This window comes from Methylobacterium sp. TK31, from assembly GCF_055361545.1.
In genome coordinates this window covers 4,430,406-4,446,691 of the sequence record NZ_CM143964.1, presented here as the reverse complement: position 1 = coordinate 4,446,691, position 16,286 = coordinate 4,430,406, and the positions used below count along the sequence as shown (strand labels likewise).

18 protein-coding genes are annotated in these 16,286 nt (G+C 66.0%); 12 read left to right on the top strand and 6 right to left on the bottom strand.

The window, feature by feature from the left end; translation table 11 throughout:
• Positions 1-401 precede the first annotated feature (401 nt).
• Complete coding sequence (locus ACXJY8_RS20685; RefSeq protein WP_463773048.1) at positions 402-1,535, top strand: glycosyltransferase family 4 protein; 1,134 nt, start codon at positions 402-404, stop codon at positions 1,533-1,535.
• Positions 1,536-1,694: 159 nt separating this feature from the next.
• Positions 1,695-4,025, top strand: a complete 2,331-nt coding sequence (locus ACXJY8_RS20680; RefSeq protein WP_463773043.1) for an amylo-alpha-1,6-glucosidase — start codon at positions 1,695-1,697, stop codon at positions 4,023-4,025.
• 162 nt (positions 4,026-4,187) lie between these two features.
• Here the strand turns inward: ACXJY8_RS20680 and infC are convergent, their stop codons facing one another.
• The gene (infC, locus tag ACXJY8_RS20675; protein WP_238280755.1) at positions 4,188-4,709 is read right to left on the bottom strand and encodes a translation initiation factor IF-3; all 522 of its coding nucleotides are present in this window, start codon (positions 4,707-4,709) and stop codon (positions 4,188-4,190) included.
• 186 nt (positions 4,710-4,895) lie between these two features.
• Positions 4,896-6,128 (bottom strand): glycosyltransferase family 4 protein, encoded by a 1,233-nt coding sequence (locus ACXJY8_RS20670; RefSeq protein WP_463773037.1) that lies wholly within the window; start codon positions 6,126-6,128, stop codon positions 4,896-4,898.
• Between the two features lie 183 nt (positions 6,129-6,311).
• Here ACXJY8_RS20670 and ACXJY8_RS20665 point away from each other — a divergent pair, with 183 nt between their 5' ends.
• Entirely contained in the window at positions 6,312-7,103 is a 792-nt protein-coding gene (locus ACXJY8_RS20665) for an alpha/beta hydrolase (RefSeq protein WP_463773034.1), read from the top strand.
• Here ACXJY8_RS20665 and ACXJY8_RS20660 read toward each other — a convergent pair.
• Together ACXJY8_RS20660 and ACXJY8_RS20655 are read right to left on the bottom strand one after the other, a co-directional pair.
• Positions 7,090-7,374 (bottom strand): BQ00720 family protein, encoded by a 285-nt coding sequence (locus ACXJY8_RS20660; protein WP_055947330.1) that lies wholly within the window; start codon positions 7,372-7,374, stop codon positions 7,090-7,092. The two genes, ACXJY8_RS20665 and ACXJY8_RS20660, sit on opposite strands and share 14 nt — an antisense overlap.
• A 75-nt stretch (positions 7,375-7,449) precedes the next feature.
• Positions 7,450-7,887 (bottom strand): Hsp20 family protein, encoded by a 438-nt coding sequence (locus tag ACXJY8_RS20655; RefSeq protein ID WP_056214570.1) that lies wholly within the window; start codon positions 7,885-7,887, stop codon positions 7,450-7,452.
• A gap of 570 nt (positions 7,888-8,457) precedes the next feature.
• Here ACXJY8_RS20655 and ACXJY8_RS20650 point away from each other — a divergent pair.
• From ACXJY8_RS20650 to ACXJY8_RS20620, 7 genes are all read left to right on the top strand, one after another.
• Positions 8,458-8,859, top strand: a complete 402-nt coding sequence (locus tag ACXJY8_RS20650; RefSeq protein ID WP_463780859.1) for a Tat pathway signal protein — start codon at positions 8,458-8,460, stop codon at positions 8,857-8,859.
• Between the two features lie 67 nt (positions 8,860-8,926).
• On the top strand, positions 8,927-9,619 hold the full coding sequence (locus ACXJY8_RS20645; protein WP_463773029.1) for a MotA/TolQ/ExbB proton channel family protein: 693 nt from the start codon (positions 8,927-8,929) through the stop codon (positions 9,617-9,619).
• Between the two features lie 117 nt (positions 9,620-9,736).
• Positions 9,737-10,219: a protein TolR gene (tolR, locus tag ACXJY8_RS20640; protein ID WP_463773026.1), complete on the top strand. Its 483-nt coding sequence runs from the start codon at positions 9,737-9,739 to the stop codon at positions 10,217-10,219.
• Positions 10,220-10,222: 3 nt separating this feature from the next.
• Complete coding sequence (locus ACXJY8_RS20635; RefSeq protein WP_463773024.1) at positions 10,223-11,323, top strand: TonB family protein; 1,101 nt, start codon at positions 10,223-10,225, stop codon at positions 11,321-11,323.
• A 22-nt stretch (positions 11,324-11,345) separates the two neighbouring features.
• A complete protein-coding gene (locus tag ACXJY8_RS20630; RefSeq protein WP_463773022.1) occupies positions 11,346-11,876 on the top strand; it encodes a metallophosphoesterase family protein in 531 nt (176 codons plus the stop codon).
• Positions 11,877-12,032: 156 nt separating this feature from the next.
• The gene (locus tag ACXJY8_RS20625) at positions 12,033-12,344 is read left to right on the top strand and encodes a hypothetical protein (protein WP_463773019.1); all 312 of its coding nucleotides are present in this window, start codon (positions 12,033-12,035) and stop codon (positions 12,342-12,344) included.
• Positions 12,345-12,433: 89 nt separating this feature from the next.
• Entirely contained in the window at positions 12,434-12,574 is a 141-nt protein-coding gene (locus tag ACXJY8_RS20620) for a hypothetical protein (protein WP_463773017.1), read from the top strand.
• A 19-nt stretch (positions 12,575-12,593) separates the two neighbouring features.
• Here the strand turns inward: ACXJY8_RS20620 and ACXJY8_RS20615 are convergent, their stop codons facing one another.
• Positions 12,594-12,839 carry a hypothetical protein gene (locus tag ACXJY8_RS20615; RefSeq protein WP_463773015.1) on the bottom strand — a complete coding sequence of 82 codons (246 nt, stop codon included), beginning with the start codon at positions 12,837-12,839 and terminating at the stop codon, positions 12,594-12,596.
• A gap of 173 nt (positions 12,840-13,012) precedes the next feature.
• Here ACXJY8_RS20615 and flaF point away from each other — a divergent pair, with 173 nt between their 5' ends.
• Positions 13,013-13,372, top strand: coding sequence for a flagellar biosynthesis regulator FlaF (gene flaF / locus ACXJY8_RS20610; RefSeq protein ID WP_055947312.1), 360 nt, complete (start codon positions 13,013-13,015; stop codon positions 13,370-13,372).
• A gap of 82 nt (positions 13,373-13,454) precedes the next feature.
• Here flaF and ACXJY8_RS20605 read toward each other — a convergent pair whose 3' ends face one another.
• Positions 13,455-13,862: a flagellar biosynthesis repressor FlbT gene (locus ACXJY8_RS20605; protein ID WP_463773012.1), complete on the bottom strand. Its 408-nt coding sequence runs from the start codon at positions 13,860-13,862 to the stop codon at positions 13,455-13,457.
• 243 nt (positions 13,863-14,105) lie between these two features.
• On the opposite strand from ACXJY8_RS20605, the gene ACXJY8_RS20600 reads away from it, so the two are divergent.
• Positions 14,106-16,262 carry a flagellin N-terminal helical domain-containing protein gene (locus tag ACXJY8_RS20600; RefSeq protein ID WP_463773010.1) on the top strand — a complete coding sequence of 719 codons (2,157 nt, stop codon included), beginning with the start codon at positions 14,106-14,108 and terminating at the stop codon, positions 16,260-16,262.
• Positions 16,263-16,286: the final 24 nt, after the last annotated feature.

The window sequence follows — 16,286 nt, the reverse complement described above, 5'->3', positions numbered from 1 at the left end:
GATTGCGACGCCTTCGGCGCCGCCGGCCACGTGGAATTGCTCCAATGCCAGACTGCGCAGGCGCGAGGCTTAGACGACCCCCCGAAGTGAAACAAGGGCATCGTGCGTCGCACAAAATCGGCCATGCGCCTCAAGTAGTTCTCCGTCCCTTCCGCACAACACGACCGATGCGCGCAGGGCCCTTCGCGGCAGGGTTCCTGCCAGTCCCGCCATAGGCTTGGCTGGTATGCCAGACAGCACCGAGCACGGGGATATCGGGGACATCCCGGACGATTTGTCAGAGAGCCCTGGCGATGAGGCGGGGCCGGGAACCATAACCTTGGCCGTCCGTTTCGTTCATGTCCCACTCAGGCCGGATCGCGTTAGGTCGGCGCAACATTCGACCTCATAGGAGACGCTTCGTGCGCATTGCCCAGATTGCTCCGCTTTCGGAGGCCGTACCCCCGAAGTTCTATGGTGGGACCGAGCGCGTCGTGTCGTGGATCACCGAGGAACTGGTTCGCCAGGGCCACGATGTGACCCTGTTCGCCAGCGGCGATTCGGAGACCTCGGCCAAGCTGGCTGCCTGCACGCCCGAGGGCCTGCGTCTCCTGGGCTATCGGGATCATACCGCGAGCCACCTCGCGATGCTGCACCACGTGCACAAGCGGGCGCACGAGTTCGACATCCTGCACTTCCACATCGATCTGCTTCAGTATCCGATGTTCGAGGATCTGAACCACAAGTGCCTCACCACGATGCATGGCCGCCTGGACGTACCGGACTTCATGCCGGTCTACCGGACCTTCACGGGCATGCCCCTGGTGTCGATCTCCGACAACCAGCGCGATCCGATGCCCGAGAACGTGAACTGGCTCTCGACCATCCACCATGGCCTGCCGGCCCAGAACTGCCCGTTCTACCCGGAGTCGAAAGGCGGCTATCTCGCCTTCCTCGGCCGCATCTCCCCGGAGAAGCGCCCCGACCGCGCCATCGAAATGGCGATCCGCTCCGGCGTGCCGCTGAAGATCGCCGCGAAGGTCGACAAGGCCGACCAGGATTATTGGGACGAGGTCATCGAGCCGATGATCCACCATCCGCTCGTCGAGTTCATCGGCGAGATCAACGAGGAGCAGAAGAAGGACTTCCTCGGCAACGCCCTCGCCCTCGCCTTCCCGATCGATTGGCCGGAGCCCTTCGGCCTGGTGATGATCGAAGCGATGTCGGCCGGCACGCCGGTGATCGCCTTCCGCAACGGCTCCGTGCCGGAAGTCATCGCCGACGGCGTCTCCGGCGTCCTGTGCGACTCGATGGACGATGCGGTGGCGGCCGTTCACACCGTGAAGACGATGAGCCGGGCCGGCGTGCGCAAGCATTTCGAGGGCAATTTCACCGCCGAGTGCATGGTGCGCAAGTACGTGGCCGCCTACGAGCAACTGCTCGCCGGCGCGAACTCGGTGATCAAGCTGCCGCATGCGGGTGCCTTTTCCTCGCATTACGGCGAGATGAACGGCTCCGCCCTGCCCCAGATCTCCGTCGCCGCCATGCCGGCCTGAAGCAGGCCGAGCCGGGTCCGCCCGGCATCGGTTTTGCTCGCCGCCGGGCGGGCTGGCGCCGCAAGATTGCCGCACTACCTCTGCCACTGAGGGCCGCCGCGCCGCATCATGCGACCGGCGGCCCTTTCGATTCGACCCCCATTTCGGAGACGCTCAGGCATGGCAGCGGATACACTGAAGGCGACCTCCGAGCCCGCGACCGAGACGCGGATCCCCCGTGGCTTCCAGGATGCCGACGAAGTCCTGCCGCAGTACCACATCGAGGCGCAGACCTCCCTGGTCGAGCGCCCGCTGCGCTCGCTGAAGTATGGCGAAGCCTTTGCGGTGCTCGACAGCTACGGTGACATCGGCGTGCTTCCCGGTCCCGAGGGTCTCTACTTCCAGGACACCCGCTATCTCTCACGTCTGCACGTGACCATCGAAGACCAGAGGCCGTTGCTGCTCTCCTCCGTGATGCAGGATGACAACGGCGCCCTCAGCGTCGACATGACGACGCCCGACATCCGCATCGATGCGCATGACGAGACCACGATTCCGCGCGAACTGATCGCGATCGAACGTACCAAGTTCCTGTTCAAGGGCGCCTGCTACGACCGGATCGGCCTTCGCAATTACGACTCCCGGCACTGGCACCTGAAGGTCGCCGTCACCTTCGATGCCGATTTCCGTGATCTCTTCGAGGTTCGCGGCATGGATCGCCCCGTGCGCGGCAAGCGCAGCGTCCAGGTTGCGAGCGAGTCCGAGGTCCAGTTCCGCTACGCCGGTCTCGACGAGGTCGTGCGCACCACGAGCCTTCATTTCGGGCCGAAGCCGAAGCACATCGAGCCGGGCCGCGCCGAGTTCACCGTCTCCCTGCCGCCGGGCGGACGGGCGTCGCTGTTCCTGAGAGCGGTCTTCGAATCGCATCGCGCCTTCACGAGTGCCCCAGCGGCCGAGCGCGTCGGCGAGGATGCCGCCGCTGGCCTGTCGCGCGCCGCCGGCAGTTCCGCCGCTCCGCGCCATCCCAAGGGTCTGGCCGAGGGTGTCATCTTCGCCCGGGCCTACCGCGACTCTCGCCGCGACCTGCGCCAGCTCACGGCAGGCATCACCACGATCATCTCGTCGAACGATCAGTTCAACGAGGCTGCCTGCCGCGCCACCGCCGACCTCTACATGCTCGCGAGCCGCACACCGGAGGGTATCTATCCCTTCGCCGGCATCCCCTGGTACTCCACGGTGTTCGGGCGCGACGGCATCATCACCGCCATGATGGCGCTCTGGATCGACCCGAATTTTGGTAAGGGTGTCCTTCGCTACCTCGCCTCGACCCAGGCCAAGGCCGTCGATCCGGCCGCCGACGCACAGCCCGGCAAGGTGCTGCACGAGACCCGGCGGGGCGAGATGGCCATGCTCGGCGAGGTGCCGTTCCGCCACTATTACGGGACCATCGACGGCACACCGCTCTTCGTGATGCTGGCCTGGGAATACTACGCCGTCACCGGCGATCTCGAGACGATCTCGGCGATCTGGCCCGCTCTGGAACTCGCCCTCACCTGGATGGACGAGTACGGCGACCGGGACGGCGACGGCTTCGTCGAATACGCTCGCGATACCGACAAAGGCCTGGAGAATCAGGGCTGGAAGGACAGCCACGACTCGATCTTCCATACCGACGGCAATCTCGCGAAGGGACCCATCGCGCTCTGCGAGGTCCAGGGTTACGTCTATGCCGCCAAGAACGGGGCTGCCAAGCTCGCCGCTCTCCTGGGCCATGACGATCTGGCGCAGCGTCTCGGCGACGAGGCGACGGTCCTGCGCGAAAACTTCGACAAGGCGTTCTGGTGCGAGGCGATCGGCACCTATGCCCTCGCCCTCGACGGTGAGAAGCGGCAATGCGCCGTGCGCTCGTCCAATGCCGGCCACGCGCTCTTCACCGGCATCGCCCTGCCGGAGCGAGCAGCGAGCGTCGCGGCCAACCTTCTGTCGAAGGATGGCTTCAATGGGTGGGGTGTGCGCACCATCGCCCGCGGTGAAGCGCGCTACAATCCGATGTCGTACCACAACGGCTCGATCTGGCCGCACGACAACGCGCTCATCGCCCTCGGATTGGCGCGCTACGACCTGAAGCAGGAAGCCTCGCGCATCTTCGAGGGCATGTTCGACACGGCTCTGTATCAGGATCAGAAGCGCCTGCCGGAGCTGTTCTGCGGCTTCATGCGGCGGCACCAGCGCGGGCCCGTCTCCTACCCCGTAGCCTGCTCGCCGCAGGCCTGGGCAGCGGCCGCCCCCTTCGCATTCCTGGCGGCCTGCCTCGGGCTGGAGATCGACCACGATCGCAACCGGGTGCGCTTCCGCAATCCGACTCTGCCACCCTTCCTCGACGGAGTCTCGATCTTCAACCTGAAGATCGGCACCTCGCGCGTGGACCTGCGCCTGCAGCGCTACGGAGAGGACGTGACGGTCAACGTCCTGCGGCGGACGGGCGACGCACAGATCTCTCTGCTGAAATAGCGACCCCTAGGATGGGCAGCATCCTCGTGCGGGATGCTGCCCGTGAGCTGAGGCCCCCTCCACCTCAATCGCGCCGGACGGGGCGATTTCGAAAAACGAAAACACCGCCTTTCCGGGGAAAGGCGGTGTTTTGTCGAGGACGAACGGTAAGCCTAGCGCAACTCAGCGGGGCGCCAGGATCATGATCATCTGACGGCCTTCGAGCATCGGCTCGCTTTCGACCTTCGCGATCTCCTGGGTCTCGTTCTTCACCCGCTCGAGCAGACGCAGGCCGATATCCTGGTGTGCCATCTCACGGCCGCGGAAGCGCAGGGTCACCTTGACCTTGTCGCCCTCCTCGAAGAACCGGATCACGGCTTTCATCTTGGTGTCGTAGTCGTGCTTGTCGATGCCGGGGCGGAGCTTGATCTCCTTGACCTCGACCGTCTTCTGCTTCTTGCGCGCCTCGTTCTGCTTCTTCTGCTCGTTGAAGCGGAAGCGGCCGTAATCGAGAAGCTTGCAGACGGGAGGGACGGAGTTCGGTGCGATCTCGACCAAGTCGAGACCTGCCTCCTCAGCCATCGCGATGGCGTCGAAGAAGGCGACGACGCCACGGTTCTGTCCAGTGTCGTCGATGAGCTGCACTTCGCGAACGCCGCGGATATCCCGGTTGGCGCGCGGCCCGTCCTTCTGCGGGGCCGGCATAGCTCTCATAGGTCTACGAATGGCTTTGGTCTCCTAGTGAAACGACGAAACGGCAGCCTACGAACCCGAACCCCGGTTGGGGTCGATCCTGGCCACCCATCGCTCGCGAAATTCGATGCGACACCTTGGCTGAACTGTCGTGCAAGTCAACTCGGTCGTCGCGGTTTGGTTCATTGGACGCAGCGATCACGCCTGCGCGGCCATCGCCCGGCTCGCGATGAGGTCGGCATAGACAGCGAGCGTGTCGCCGACCATGCCTTCCAGTGAGAAATGCGCTTCGACATGCGCCCGGCCTCGCCGGGTCATGGCATCGCGTGCACTGGCCCCAAGGGAGAGAGCCTCCGACAGGGCATCGGCAAGAGCCCCGGCGTCGCCGGGCGGTACCCGCCAACCCGTCCGCTGCGCGGGCGGGACCTCGGGGGGCGCCAGCACCGTCTCGGGCACGGCGCCGAGATCCGAAACCACGACCGGCGTACCCAGCGCCTGCGCCTCTACCGCGGAGCGCCCGAAAGCCTCGGGTTCCACGGACGGAACCGCCACCACGGAAGCGGCCCGGAAGGCCGCCGGCATGTCGGTGCAATGCCCGACCCGGTGCACGATCGACTGAAGGCCGCGTGCCGCGATCAATGCGTCGAGCTCGCGCTCGTAGCCGACGCGCCCCTGCGGATCGCCCGCGAGCACGACCGCGACATCGGTGACGCCGCGGTCGCGCATCAGCGCCGCCGCCTCGATCAGGACGCGCTGGCCTTTCCAGCCCGTCAGGCGTGCGGCGAGCAGCACCACCCGTTCGTGCGGGGCGACACCCCAGGCGCGGCGCAGAGTCTCGACCCGTGCGGGAAGGACCGCCGCAGGTGTGAACTGCGCCAGATCGGTACCGCGATGGATCACCCGGACCCGGTCACCCGCCTGCTCGGGATGCAGGGTCCGGATCAGGTCTGCCGTGTAGTGCGAGTTGGCGATCACCACGTCGCCCCGGGCCATCACGGAATTGTACAGGACCTTCACGCCCGTCCGGCCGGAATAGCTGCCGTGATAGGTGGTCACGAAGGGCAGCTTCAGCCGCCGCGCGGCGCCGAGCGCGACCCAGGCCGGGGCCCGCGATCGCGCATGAACGATCTGCACCCCTTCGCGCCGACACAGCCGCGCGAGGCGACCGACGTTCAGAGCCATGGCGAGCGGGTTCTTCGAAGCCGCCGGAAACGGCAGCCAGATCCCGCCCTTGGCCTGTAGTTCGCCGATCAGGCGTCCCCCTTCCGTTGCGACCAGCGCACGAGCACCAGCCGCCGCGAGAGCGGCAGCGACGTCGACGGTCGTGCGCTCTGCGCCCCCCGCATCGAGTTCCGGGATGATCTGCAGGATGGTTGCCCCGGCGAGGGGCACCCGCTCGCTGGGGAAACTGCCGCGCACGTCGCCATTCATGACGAGCAAGCCGAGTTGGCCCAGGGCCCGTAGAAGAAACCAGGGCTGGTCACCCGAGGCCAGCAGAATCCGTCTTGCGTATCGGTCATGGCCGTGAGCTTGAACGCCGCGCTTTACGGCCCGGTAAACGAAATGCGAAGGCGATGCATTCAGTTCGATGCATCCCAGGGCGAGGGTTAACGAATGACGTCTGCGCAGGGCGAGGCTCCGGACTTCATCGAAGTCGGGACCGGAGACGCGGCACGCCAGATCGCCGTACGGCGGCGGCCCGGGAACGGTCCACCGTTGGTCTGGCTCGGCGGATTTCGCTCCGACATGGGAGCCACGAAGGCGATGGCCCTCGATGCCTGGGCCGCGCAGGCCGGCCGCGCCCTGGTCCGCTTCGACTATACGGGCCACGGTGAATCAGGCGGTGTGTTCGCCGAGGCCACGATCTCCACCTGGCTCGCCGATGCGCAGGCGGTGATTGCCGCGCATGCGCTGGAACGCCCGATCCTGGTGGGATCGTCGATGGGCGGCTGGATCGCGTGCCTGGTGGCACAGGCTCTCGCGCGACACGGCCGACCGGCCCCCTCGGGCCTCGTGCTCATCGCTCCCGCTCTGGACTTCACCCAGAGCCTGCTATGGGACCGATTCCCGCCGGAGGTCCGTGCACAGATCGAACGGGACGGGGCCTGGTTTCGGCCGAGCGCTTACGATCCGACCCCCGTTCCGATCACCCGCGCGCTCATCGAGGATGGGCGAAGCCACTGCCTCCTGGGAAGCCCCTTCGATCCCGCCTGCCCGGTCCACATCCTGCAGGGCATGGACGACCCGGACGTGCCCTATACGCACGCCCTCCGGGTGGTGGAGAGACTGCCGAAAGCCGGCACCCTCCTCACGCTGATCGCCGATGGCGACCACCGCCTCTCGCGCCCGCAGGACCTCGCGCGGCTCCTGGCGGTGGTGGCCGATATGCCGCCTAGTGTAGGCTGACCGTGTAGAGGTCGTTCGCGGCCGCGTTGGCCACCACGGCGTCCCGGGAATCAGCGAGTAGGATCGGCGCGCCGCTGGCGGAAAGGAGCGCGAACAGGTCGAGGCCGGGGGTCAGGTCCGGCGCCTGTGGGAAGATGCGCTTCACCTCATCCGAACGGATGGCCCGCACGTAGGCGATATGCCCCTCACCGAGTGCCGCGAGATCGGCCACGTTGAACTCCGCCGGGTCGAGATCGGCCTGGGTGAGTGGATTGGTGTTGAACTCGGTCATGGACTGCCCTCCTTCTTGGCAGAGCGGTACACCGGGATCATGCCCGGCGGTCTATGTGGTGCCGAGGCCCCGATGTCAGGCCTCGTCACGGGATGCGATGGCGATCTTGCGCACGATCCGGTCCGGCTCGGGCCGGGTCAGATCGATGGAGAGCAGACCGTTCGAGAGGTCGGCGCCCATCACCTCCATGCCGTCCGCGAGCAGGAAAGCTCGCTGGAACTGACGCGCGGCGATGCCGCGATGCAGGAACTGCCGGGTCTTGTCGTCGACCTGCCGGCCTCGCACGACGAGTTGGCTCTCCTCCAGCATCACGTCGAGCTGATCGCGGGTGAACCCTGCGACCGCGAGCGTGATGCGAAGGCGCTCGGGCTGATGCTCGGTGCGCGCCAGACGCTCGATATTGTAGGGCGGGTACCCATCGTTGGCGGCCTTCGACACCCGGTCGAGGGCCTGCTCGATCTCATCGAACCCGAGGAGAAAGGGATGTCCGAACGGTGAGGGCCGAGTCGTCACGAACGCATATCCTTCCAGCGAAGCCCGAAACAGAGTTTCATGAGGCACTTCGGTGATCGGGGCCCGCCTGAGCAGCACCCCTCCCGGCGATGGCTCCCCGGTCCTCGCGATATGGAGGCCGCCCCGGAGCGCATCAAGGGCTGCCCTGTCGGACGCATTGCCCCGTTAACCTCCGGGCGTTCGGGTGTTTTCGGCAAACCGACACGGGACGCTCCGGCACACCACAAGCTTGACTGCATATGGGCCACGAGTAACAGTTTGGAATTCCTCTGATATTCGGCCCTGCGCTTGATCTGCGGTCCGGTCCTCGGATATGCCCACCCCGCATCAGGCAGCGCACGGATCGTGGTTTTCGGACCGCGCGTCTCGGCGTTGGCGAACCCGAATCGGGACCGGGCAGGGCCGTCGCGACGTCACGTCGGGACGGGCATCGTGCGGGAACCGTGAAAAGCGTCGCATTGGGCGGCGGAGGCCTTTGACGGAGTACGCGGCGTGATCGGAGAACGGCCCTTGCGGAGGAATCGGATCATCGTGGCGCGGCGTGCCATCTCTGGTCTCGCGTCGCTGACGATGCTCGCGGGCCTCGCCGTGCCCGCGCTTGCTCAGGACGGCAAGGGTGCGGCCGTTCCCCTGAAGCTCGAACTCAACCGCCTGGAGCCGGCGGGCGACGCTTGCCGGACCTACCTGCTCGTGGACAACAGCCGCGGCCCGGCCCTGAAATCCCTGAAGGTCGACCTTTTCGCGTTCGATACTGAGGGCATCGCCCAGAAGCGACTCTCCGTGGAACTCGGGCCGGTACAGGACCGCAAGACGATGGTCCGCCTGTTCGACTTCCCCGGCATCGCCTGCCCGAAGATCAGCCGTCTGCTCCTCAACGATGTCCTCGCCTGCGAGGGCGGCGAGGCCAGCCGCGAGACCTGTCTCGACCGTATCGAGACCGAGAGCAAGACGCCGGCCGCCTTCGTGCGCTGATCGGCGCACCCGAGATCCGACGACACAGTCCGCACGTCGAACACCGCACGCACCGAGAGAGACCGCCATGGATCCGACCGCCGCGCCGGCCGAAGTCGCCCACGACTTTTCCTTCATCGGACTGTTCCTGCAAGCCGATCCGATCGTGAAGGGCGTGATGATCCTGCTCGTGATCGCCTCGATCGCGTGCTGGACCGTCGTCTTCGAGAAGATCGTACGGATCGCCGCCGCCAAGCGTCAGGCCAAGGCCTTCGACGTGCTGGTGCGCTCCGGCGGGGCCTTGGAATCGTCCGGCGGCGGCATCGACGCCCAGATCACGGGCGCGGCCGTCGAGGCCTGGCGCGATCAGGATGCCAGCGAGACCCGGGCCGAGCGGCGCGACCGCATCGAGCGCGCCATGCGGGCCACGCTCACCACCCGGATCAAGCGTCTCCAGACCGGCCTGCCGCTCCTGGCCACCGCCGGCTCGACGGCGCCGTTCATCGGCCTGTTCGGCACGGTCTGGGGCATCATGAACTCGTTCTCGTCGATCGCGAAGAGCCAGGACACTTCGCTGGCCGTGGTGGCGCCGGGCATCGCCGAGGCGTTGTTCGCCACCGCCATCGGCCTCATCGTCGCGATCCCGGCGGTGATGGCCTACAACAAACTCATCAACGACGTCGGCCGGGTCCAGTCGAGCTTCGTCTCCACCATCGGCATCCTCGGCAACCGCCTCGCCCGTGACCGCACGGTGCACGGGCGCGCGGCCGCGGCCGAGTGACCGTTCCACTCTGACCGAGACCTCCTCGGCGCCGAGCGAGCGCCGATTCCCGACACCAACCTGTGCGGCGGACCGGCCTGATCGCCAGCCGCCCTGGCCCCGGAGGGCCGCTCCACCATGGCAATGGGTTCGATCCGCGCCGGCGGCGGCGACGACGAAGATGGCCTCGACGCGGCGCCGATGTCGGAGATCAACGTCACCCCGATGGTCGACGTGATGCTCGTGCTGCTGATCATCTTCATGGTTGCCGCCCCCCTGATGACCACGGGCGTGCCGGTGCAGTTGCCGAAGACCACGGCCCAGAAGGTCGCCCAGGCCAAGAAGCCGCTGGAGATCTCCATCGACAAGGACGGCAAGCCCTACCTCGCCAAGGAAGAACTGACGCCGGACGCGATCATGCCGCGCCTGCGTGCCCTCGCGGCCCAGGACCCGAGCCAGGTGATGCTGGTGCGCGGCGACCGCGACGTGCCTTATGGCAAGATCATGGAGGTGATGGGGCTCGTCGGGCAGGCCGGCTTCACCAAGGTCTCGCTGATCGCCCAGTCGCCCGGCGGCGCGCTGCCGTCGGTGCCGGCTCCCGCCAGCGGAACGCCGCAGTAATCCATGAACGCCCTGCATCCCAACAGCGCCTTCGTGACGAATGCCGAGCCGGAGCAGCGCGGCCCGTCCGGTCTGACAGCCGCCTTCCTGGTCGCCCTCGCCCTGCACGTCGCGGCGCTGGTCGGCATGGCGCTGTTCGGCACGGCACCGTCGGCGCCCCCGGGCGAGAACATCGTCACGATCGATCTCGCGCCGCAGATGACGGAGGCGAACACCCAGGCCCCGGCCGAACAGGCGGCTCAGGCGCCCGCTCCCCCGGAGGCGAACCCGGTGGAGACGCCGGAGGCCGTCCCGGTGACGAAGCCCCTGGAGACCACCGAGGTGGCGCCCCCCGAGGCCACGGTTCCGCCGCCTCCCGACGCGACGCCGGTCGCGCCCGAAGCCACCACCATGGCCGAGCCGCCGGAAGCGCCTGTCACGCCGCCGGTGGAAGCGGTGGCCGAGCCGCCGCCCGAGGATCAGGTCATCACCTCGACCGGAGAGGCGGCACCGGCCCTCGCGCCCCCGCCGCCGACGATCGCGGAGGCACCGAAGCCCGTGGAGGTGGAGAAGCCGAAGCCTGACATGGCCAAGATTCTCGAAGCCAAGCGCGAGGCCAAGCGGAAGGCCGATCGCGAGGCACGCCTGAAGGCCGAGCAGGAGGAGCGCCGCGAGGCGATCGCCGAAGCCCGGCGCGAGGCCGCCAAGGAAGCCAAGGCGAAGGCCGCCAAGGAAGCCGCCCGCCGGGCCGCGGCCGCGGCGAGCGAGGGCCGCGCGCAGCAGAATTCTGCCTCCGCCTCCCGTCAGAGCAGTGCCGGCGCCGCCGCCGGAGGGAACGATCCCAACGCTCTTCGGGCGTGGCAGGGCATGCTGAGTTCGGCAATTCGTGGCCGAATGAACGCCAATGCGGCGGCCGGTACCAGCGGGGGCGTCGCTGTGGTCCGGTTCACCGTGTCCCGCTCCGGTCAGGTCCTGAGTTCCGGTTTGGCCAGCAGCAGCGGCGTCGGCGCCATCGACAGCGCTGCCCTGGCGACGGTCCGCGGCTCCCTGCCGGCGGCCCCGGCCGGAATCTCGCTCAGCAGCCTCGCCGTGACCGTGCCGTTGCGCTTTAGTCCCGGCCGCTGACGGCGACGGGCGGAATACAGCCGTGGCCGTGTGGTTCACCAGCGATACGCATTTCGGCGATCCGCGCATTCTGCGGATCAACAAGCGGCCCTATCCGGACCTCGCCGCACACGACGCCGCCTTGATGGCCGCCTGGAACACCGTGGTGGGTGCCGAGGACGAGGTCTGGCACCTCGGCGATTTCGCTCTCGGTCCCTCCGACGCGCGGATCGCAGAGATCCTTGCGGCCCTGCCGGGCACCAAACACCTTATCGTCGGCAACAACGATGGACCCGGGACGCTCCGGGCGGCCGGCTGGAGCTCGGTCTCGCACTATGCCGAGGTGACCGTGGATGCACGCCGCCTGGTGCTTTGCCACTATGCGTTCCGAACCTGGAACGGGATCGGGCGCGGGGCCATCAACCTGCACGGCCATTCTCACAACAAGCTGAAGCCGATCCCCCGGCAGTACGACGTCGGTGTCGACGCGCAGGGACCGAGTCCCGTTTCGCTCGCCACGATCCTAGTGTCGCGTCGGCGGCGGACGGCACCGCACAAAACCGTGGAACCTTAGCGGCGAGTTTGCCGTTTCCGGAACCTGAACGCGAGGTGAGCGGCGCCGATCCAAGGCAGTATTGGAAAAGTGTCGTTATCTTGCGGACACTTTCGAACGCTCGATGAATTCTGTTCACCGTCCGAACGCCCAGGTGTCCTCATCTCAGGTGTCCCCATGCGTCAATCGCTTCGACTTACCCTCTCCGCCGGTCTCATCCTGAGCTTTGCAGGCACGGCTCTCGCAGCACCGGCCTGCCTCGATGCGCAGCGCAAGGTCGATGAAGCCAACGCGCTACGCTACCAGTTCCGCCAGGAGGCGCGGATCGGAAACCACGACCGCGCTTGTGAAACCCTCGACGAGATCGGCGACCGCTACGCCGATGCACGCGACGCCTTCGAGGATTGCGGCGCAGGCGTCATCGCGATCGACCTTCGCAGCGAATCACGGGCTCTGCGTGCGGCCAAGCGAGCGAACCGCTGCGACTGACCGAGTGTGGGCTCGCACCTCCACGCTCGACACGTCGTTCCAATGTGAACTCACACGCGGCCGATGATTCGCCGCCAAGGTCAGCCATCATGAACACCATCGCAGCCCTCGATCTGAAGACCACCGACCGCAACTTCTCCACCGGTCCGTCCTTCGCAGCCGCTCTCTGCGGTTTCGTCAGCACCACCGTAGCGACCACGATGGTGATGTTCCTCATCAGCAGCATCTGAGACGCGTCCCGGCGCGAAGTCAGGGAGCGACGAACCAGAACCGGCGCTTCGAGAACAACATGTCGGGCTGCCCGACGGTTTTTCCGGGTCGACAGGCCGTATCGAGGCGCGGCGCATCCGGCGCCTTCGCTGCCGGCATCATCAGGGCGCTGGAGACGGGAAACAGGCCCAGCTTGGCCTGAACGGCCGGCTGGCGAACGGCGGAGATCGTGACGAGCCCGACCAGGAGCCCGCCCGCGACCGTACCCAGAATGAAGTTCATCATGGTGGCGGAATCCGGCACCCCTCGCGTGGTCCGCGCGGGTGCGCGCCCTCCCTCGTCGCATATCCCGGCATGATTACGGCACGGATTCGTCTTACGATCCCTTAACGATCGAATGTCTAAGGTTCCTTCCGCGCCCCGAATCGGGTCCGCGCCCCTTGAAGAAGGATCCTTCGATGTCGTACGGCGCCAGCGCCTATGCCCGGGTTGCACAGACCGCACTGTCGCCGCGCGAAGCGGAAGCCGCCGTCCTGATCAAGGCCGCGACCCGCCTTCAGGCGATCCAGACCGATTGGACCAATCAGGCCCCTGCTCTGAACGAGGCACTGAACTTCAACCAGAAGGTCTGGACGATCATCGCCGGGGCAGCCACCGCACCCGAGAGCCCGCTTCCCATCGAGATCAAGAACAACATCGCCGAGTTGTCGACCTTCGTCTTCAAGCGGATGATCGATACGCTGATCGAGCCGAGCGCCGAGAAACTGTCCGCCCTCATCAGCATCAATCAGAACATCGCCGCCGGCCTGCGCATGTAGGTCCGAGACACGCTGCGCGAAACAAGGGAGCCCGCCGCTTCGCAGCGGCGGGCTCCCTTGTTTCGTTTCCGGTCCCGGCGTCTCAGTTCTCCGACGCCGCGGGCGGCGCCAGCCGCTCGGCCAGCGACTGCTCGTATTGAATTAGTTCCTTGCAGCGCTTCAGGGCGCGGTAGAGATCGCGCTCGGCGATGAAGTCGTGGATGTCGCGCAGGTAGGGCGCCATGCTGGGCGCTGCCGCGATGAGCGCATTGGCCTGGGTGATGAACAGGTCCTCCGCCTCGGGCGTGACCTCCGCGAGGTACATCACCGTCAGGGTCACGTAGAGGCGCTTGCAGGCGGTATCGGCCTCGCTTTCCAGGATGATGTCGCTCTCCCGCAGGAACTTCGTGACGGTCTCGATGACGAAGCTGGAGCGACGGGACCCGTTGCGGATCGCCGTGCCCCCGATCAGCAGGCGCTCGAACGGCTTGAGTTCGATCTTCAGAGGCATGGCGGTACTCGCTCCGGGATTGAAGCCGACATTCGCCGATCTTGGTTAACAAGATTCCAACGGCATAGCGGCACCGGACGGTCAACACCCTGAAAAACAAGCGTCTTTTCCAGATCAGCCGCAATCGATCGATCTCCGTAAGCTTTCGTTCGGCGCGCCTATTAAGTCGATCGCAAGGGATGGGTGGTCATGTGCACGGGCCTCCAAAAACGGAGGCGCACCGATCAGAATGGATCGAACACCATGTCCTCAGGCATCACCCTTACCGCCGCGACCCGCCAGAACCTGCTCTCGCTGCAGGGCACGGCCGATCTCCTCACCCAGACCCAGAACCGCCTCTCCACGGGCAAGAAGGTCAACTCGGCCCTCGACGACCCGACGAGCTTCTTCACCTCGCAGTCGCTGACCGGCCGCTCCGGCGATCTCGGCTCGCTCCTCAACGGCATCTCGAACGGCGTCCAGACCATCCAGGCCGCCAACCAAGGCATCACCTCGATCCAGAAGCTGGTCGACTCGGCCAAGTCCACCGCCAATCAGGCGCTAGCCGACAAGAGCGCCGTCACCAGCGGCCTTGCCGCGACTGCCGCTACTGTGAGCGGAAGCAAGAGCTTCCAGGGTCTCGCCGGCACCTCCGACGGCACGCAGGATTTCTCGAGCGTCGCCAAAGACGGCTCACTCGACATCTCGCTTGACGGCGGCAAGACGAAGACCACGATCCGACTCGACTCTTCGACCCTCGCCAACAACAGCTCGGACCTGACCAAGGTCTCGGCCAATCAGTTGGTGACAGCAATCAATAGCCAGATCTCCAACAGCTCTGCACTGAAGGGCAAGATAGCTGCGACGGTTGGCGGTGATGGCCGCATCAACTTTGCGACGACCACTTCCGGTGCAACCCAGCAGCTCTCCGTGAACGGCTCGGCGAGCTCGACCCTCGACATCGGTTTTGGAAAAGCAACTTCCACGACCAACGCGAAGGTCGCGGCCGGTGCAGCCTTTGGTACGCCGACCCTGAGTGCGACTGCCGGATCGTTCCTCAACGTCGGTGATGGCAATGTCACGACTTCGCTGGCGGTGAATTCGACCACCCTCAAGTCGGACGGAACTGCTGTTGGTACGGGTCCGAGCGCGGATGACGTTGTCGATGCGTACAATGTTCAGCTGAAGGCCGCGGGTTCGACCGTCTCGGCTTTCAACAACGCCGGCACCATCGAATTCCGTGCGCAAGATGTTGGGCCGACGGGTGTGGTGACGGTCAGCGTCGCCGCTCCGCCTTCGGGCAGCACGCAAGTTACCACTGGCTTCGGTACGACGACGGGTGCAAGCTCGGGCACCTTCACGGCTGGTACGGGTACGGCCGCTACCGGCCTGTCCTCCACGGGCTCCGATGCTACGGATGGATCGGCTAAGGCGACCATCAACGGTTCAGTTGCAGTCGCCGACGCGACGGGCGGACCGCCCGCGACCGCTGGCGGTATCGACCTGTCGGGTACCAAGAACGGATCTTTCACCATTCAGCTCGGTTCCGGTCCGGCCAAGACGATCACGCTTGATGCGGCCAAGATCGTGGCTGCCGGCGGTACGGCTGCTTTCGCCAGCAGAGACAGCATCGCCGCTGCAATCAACACGCAGATTGCTGCCGATACTGGCTTGGCCGGCAACGTCTCCGCGAGCTTTGATGCCAACAACAAGCTGGTTCTGAGCTCCACCAATGCGGGATCGACACAGAAGATCACCGTAACGGCCGCTCAGGGCACGACGGTCGCCAACAACGTCAATATCGGCCTCGGAACGCAGACCTCCACGGTCAACGGCACTTCTACCAACACCGCAACGCCGATCACCTCGACCGGCAAGGACAGCTCCGGCTCGACAAACTCGACCCGCACCACCTTGTCGAAGCAGTTCAACGAGATCTTGAACCAGATCACCCAGCAGGCCAAGGATTCGAGCTACAACGGCATCAACCTGCTCTACCGGAGCGGTGACGACCCGAGCGAGAACTCCCTGAAGGTGACCTTCAACGAGACGGGCACCTCCAGCCTGAGCATCTCGGGTGCCAAGCTCGACTCCGATGGTCTCGGCCTCACGGCCGTGACCGGCGGCTTCCAGACCGACGACGAGATCAACAAAACGCTGACGGCCATCACAACGGCCACCAGCCAGCTCCGCGCCCAGTCCTCGACCTTCGGCTCGAACCTGTCGATCGTGCAGAACCGTCAGGACTTCTCGAAGAACCTGATCAATATCCTCGACACCGGTGCGGCCAACCTGACAAACGCGGACCTCAACGAGGAAGCCGCCAACTCGCAGGCCCTGTCGACCCGCCAGTCGATCGGCATCTCGGCCCTCTCGCTCGCCAACACGGCGCAGCAGGGCATCCTGCAGCTCCTCCGCTAAAGGACGAGCCCGCCGCCGGCCTTC

Bases quoted from the DNA above. Each gene is read 5' to 3' on its own strand.
- ACXJY8_RS20680 (WP_463773043.1), top strand. From the start codon at position 1,695: ATGGCAGCGGATACACTGAAGGCGACCTCCGAGCCCGCGACCGAGACG.
- infC (WP_238280755.1), bottom strand. From the start codon at position 4,709: ATGCCGGCCCCGCAGAAGGACGGGCCGCGCGCCAACCGGGATATCCGC.
- ACXJY8_RS20670 (WP_463773037.1), bottom strand. From the start codon at position 6,128: ATGAATGGCGACGTGCGCGGCAGTTTCCCCAGCGAGCGGGTGCCCCTC.
- ACXJY8_RS20665 (WP_463773034.1), top strand. From the start codon at position 6,312: ATGACGTCTGCGCAGGGCGAGGCTCCGGACTTCATCGAAGTCGGGACC.
- ACXJY8_RS20660 (WP_055947330.1), bottom strand. From the start codon at position 7,374: ATGACCGAGTTCAACACCAATCCACTCACCCAGGCCGATCTCGACCCG.
- ACXJY8_RS20650 (WP_463780859.1), top strand. From the start codon at position 8,458: ATGCTCGCGGGCCTCGCCGTGCCCGCGCTTGCTCAGGACGGCAAGGGT.
- ACXJY8_RS20645 (WP_463773029.1), top strand. From the start codon at position 8,927: ATGGATCCGACCGCCGCGCCGGCCGAAGTCGCCCACGACTTTTCCTTC.
- tolR (WP_463773026.1), top strand. From the start codon at position 9,737: ATGGCAATGGGTTCGATCCGCGCCGGCGGCGGCGACGACGAAGATGGC.
- ACXJY8_RS20635 (WP_463773024.1), top strand. From the start codon at position 10,223: ATGAACGCCCTGCATCCCAACAGCGCCTTCGTGACGAATGCCGAGCCG.
- ACXJY8_RS20625 (WP_463773019.1), top strand. From the start codon at position 12,033: ATGCGTCAATCGCTTCGACTTACCCTCTCCGCCGGTCTCATCCTGAGC.
- ACXJY8_RS20620 (WP_463773017.1), top strand. From the start codon at position 12,434: ATGAACACCATCGCAGCCCTCGATCTGAAGACCACCGACCGCAACTTC.
- ACXJY8_RS20615 (WP_463773015.1), bottom strand. From the start codon at position 12,839: ATGATGAACTTCATTCTGGGTACGGTCGCGGGCGGGCTCCTGGTCGGG.
- flaF (WP_055947312.1), top strand. From the start codon at position 13,013: ATGTCGTACGGCGCCAGCGCCTATGCCCGGGTTGCACAGACCGCACTG.
- ACXJY8_RS20605 (WP_463773012.1), bottom strand. From the start codon at position 13,862: ATGCCTCTGAAGATCGAACTCAAGCCGTTCGAGCGCCTGCTGATCGGG.
- ACXJY8_RS20600 (WP_463773010.1), top strand. From the start codon at position 14,106: ATGTCCTCAGGCATCACCCTTACCGCCGCGACCCGCCAGAACCTGCTC.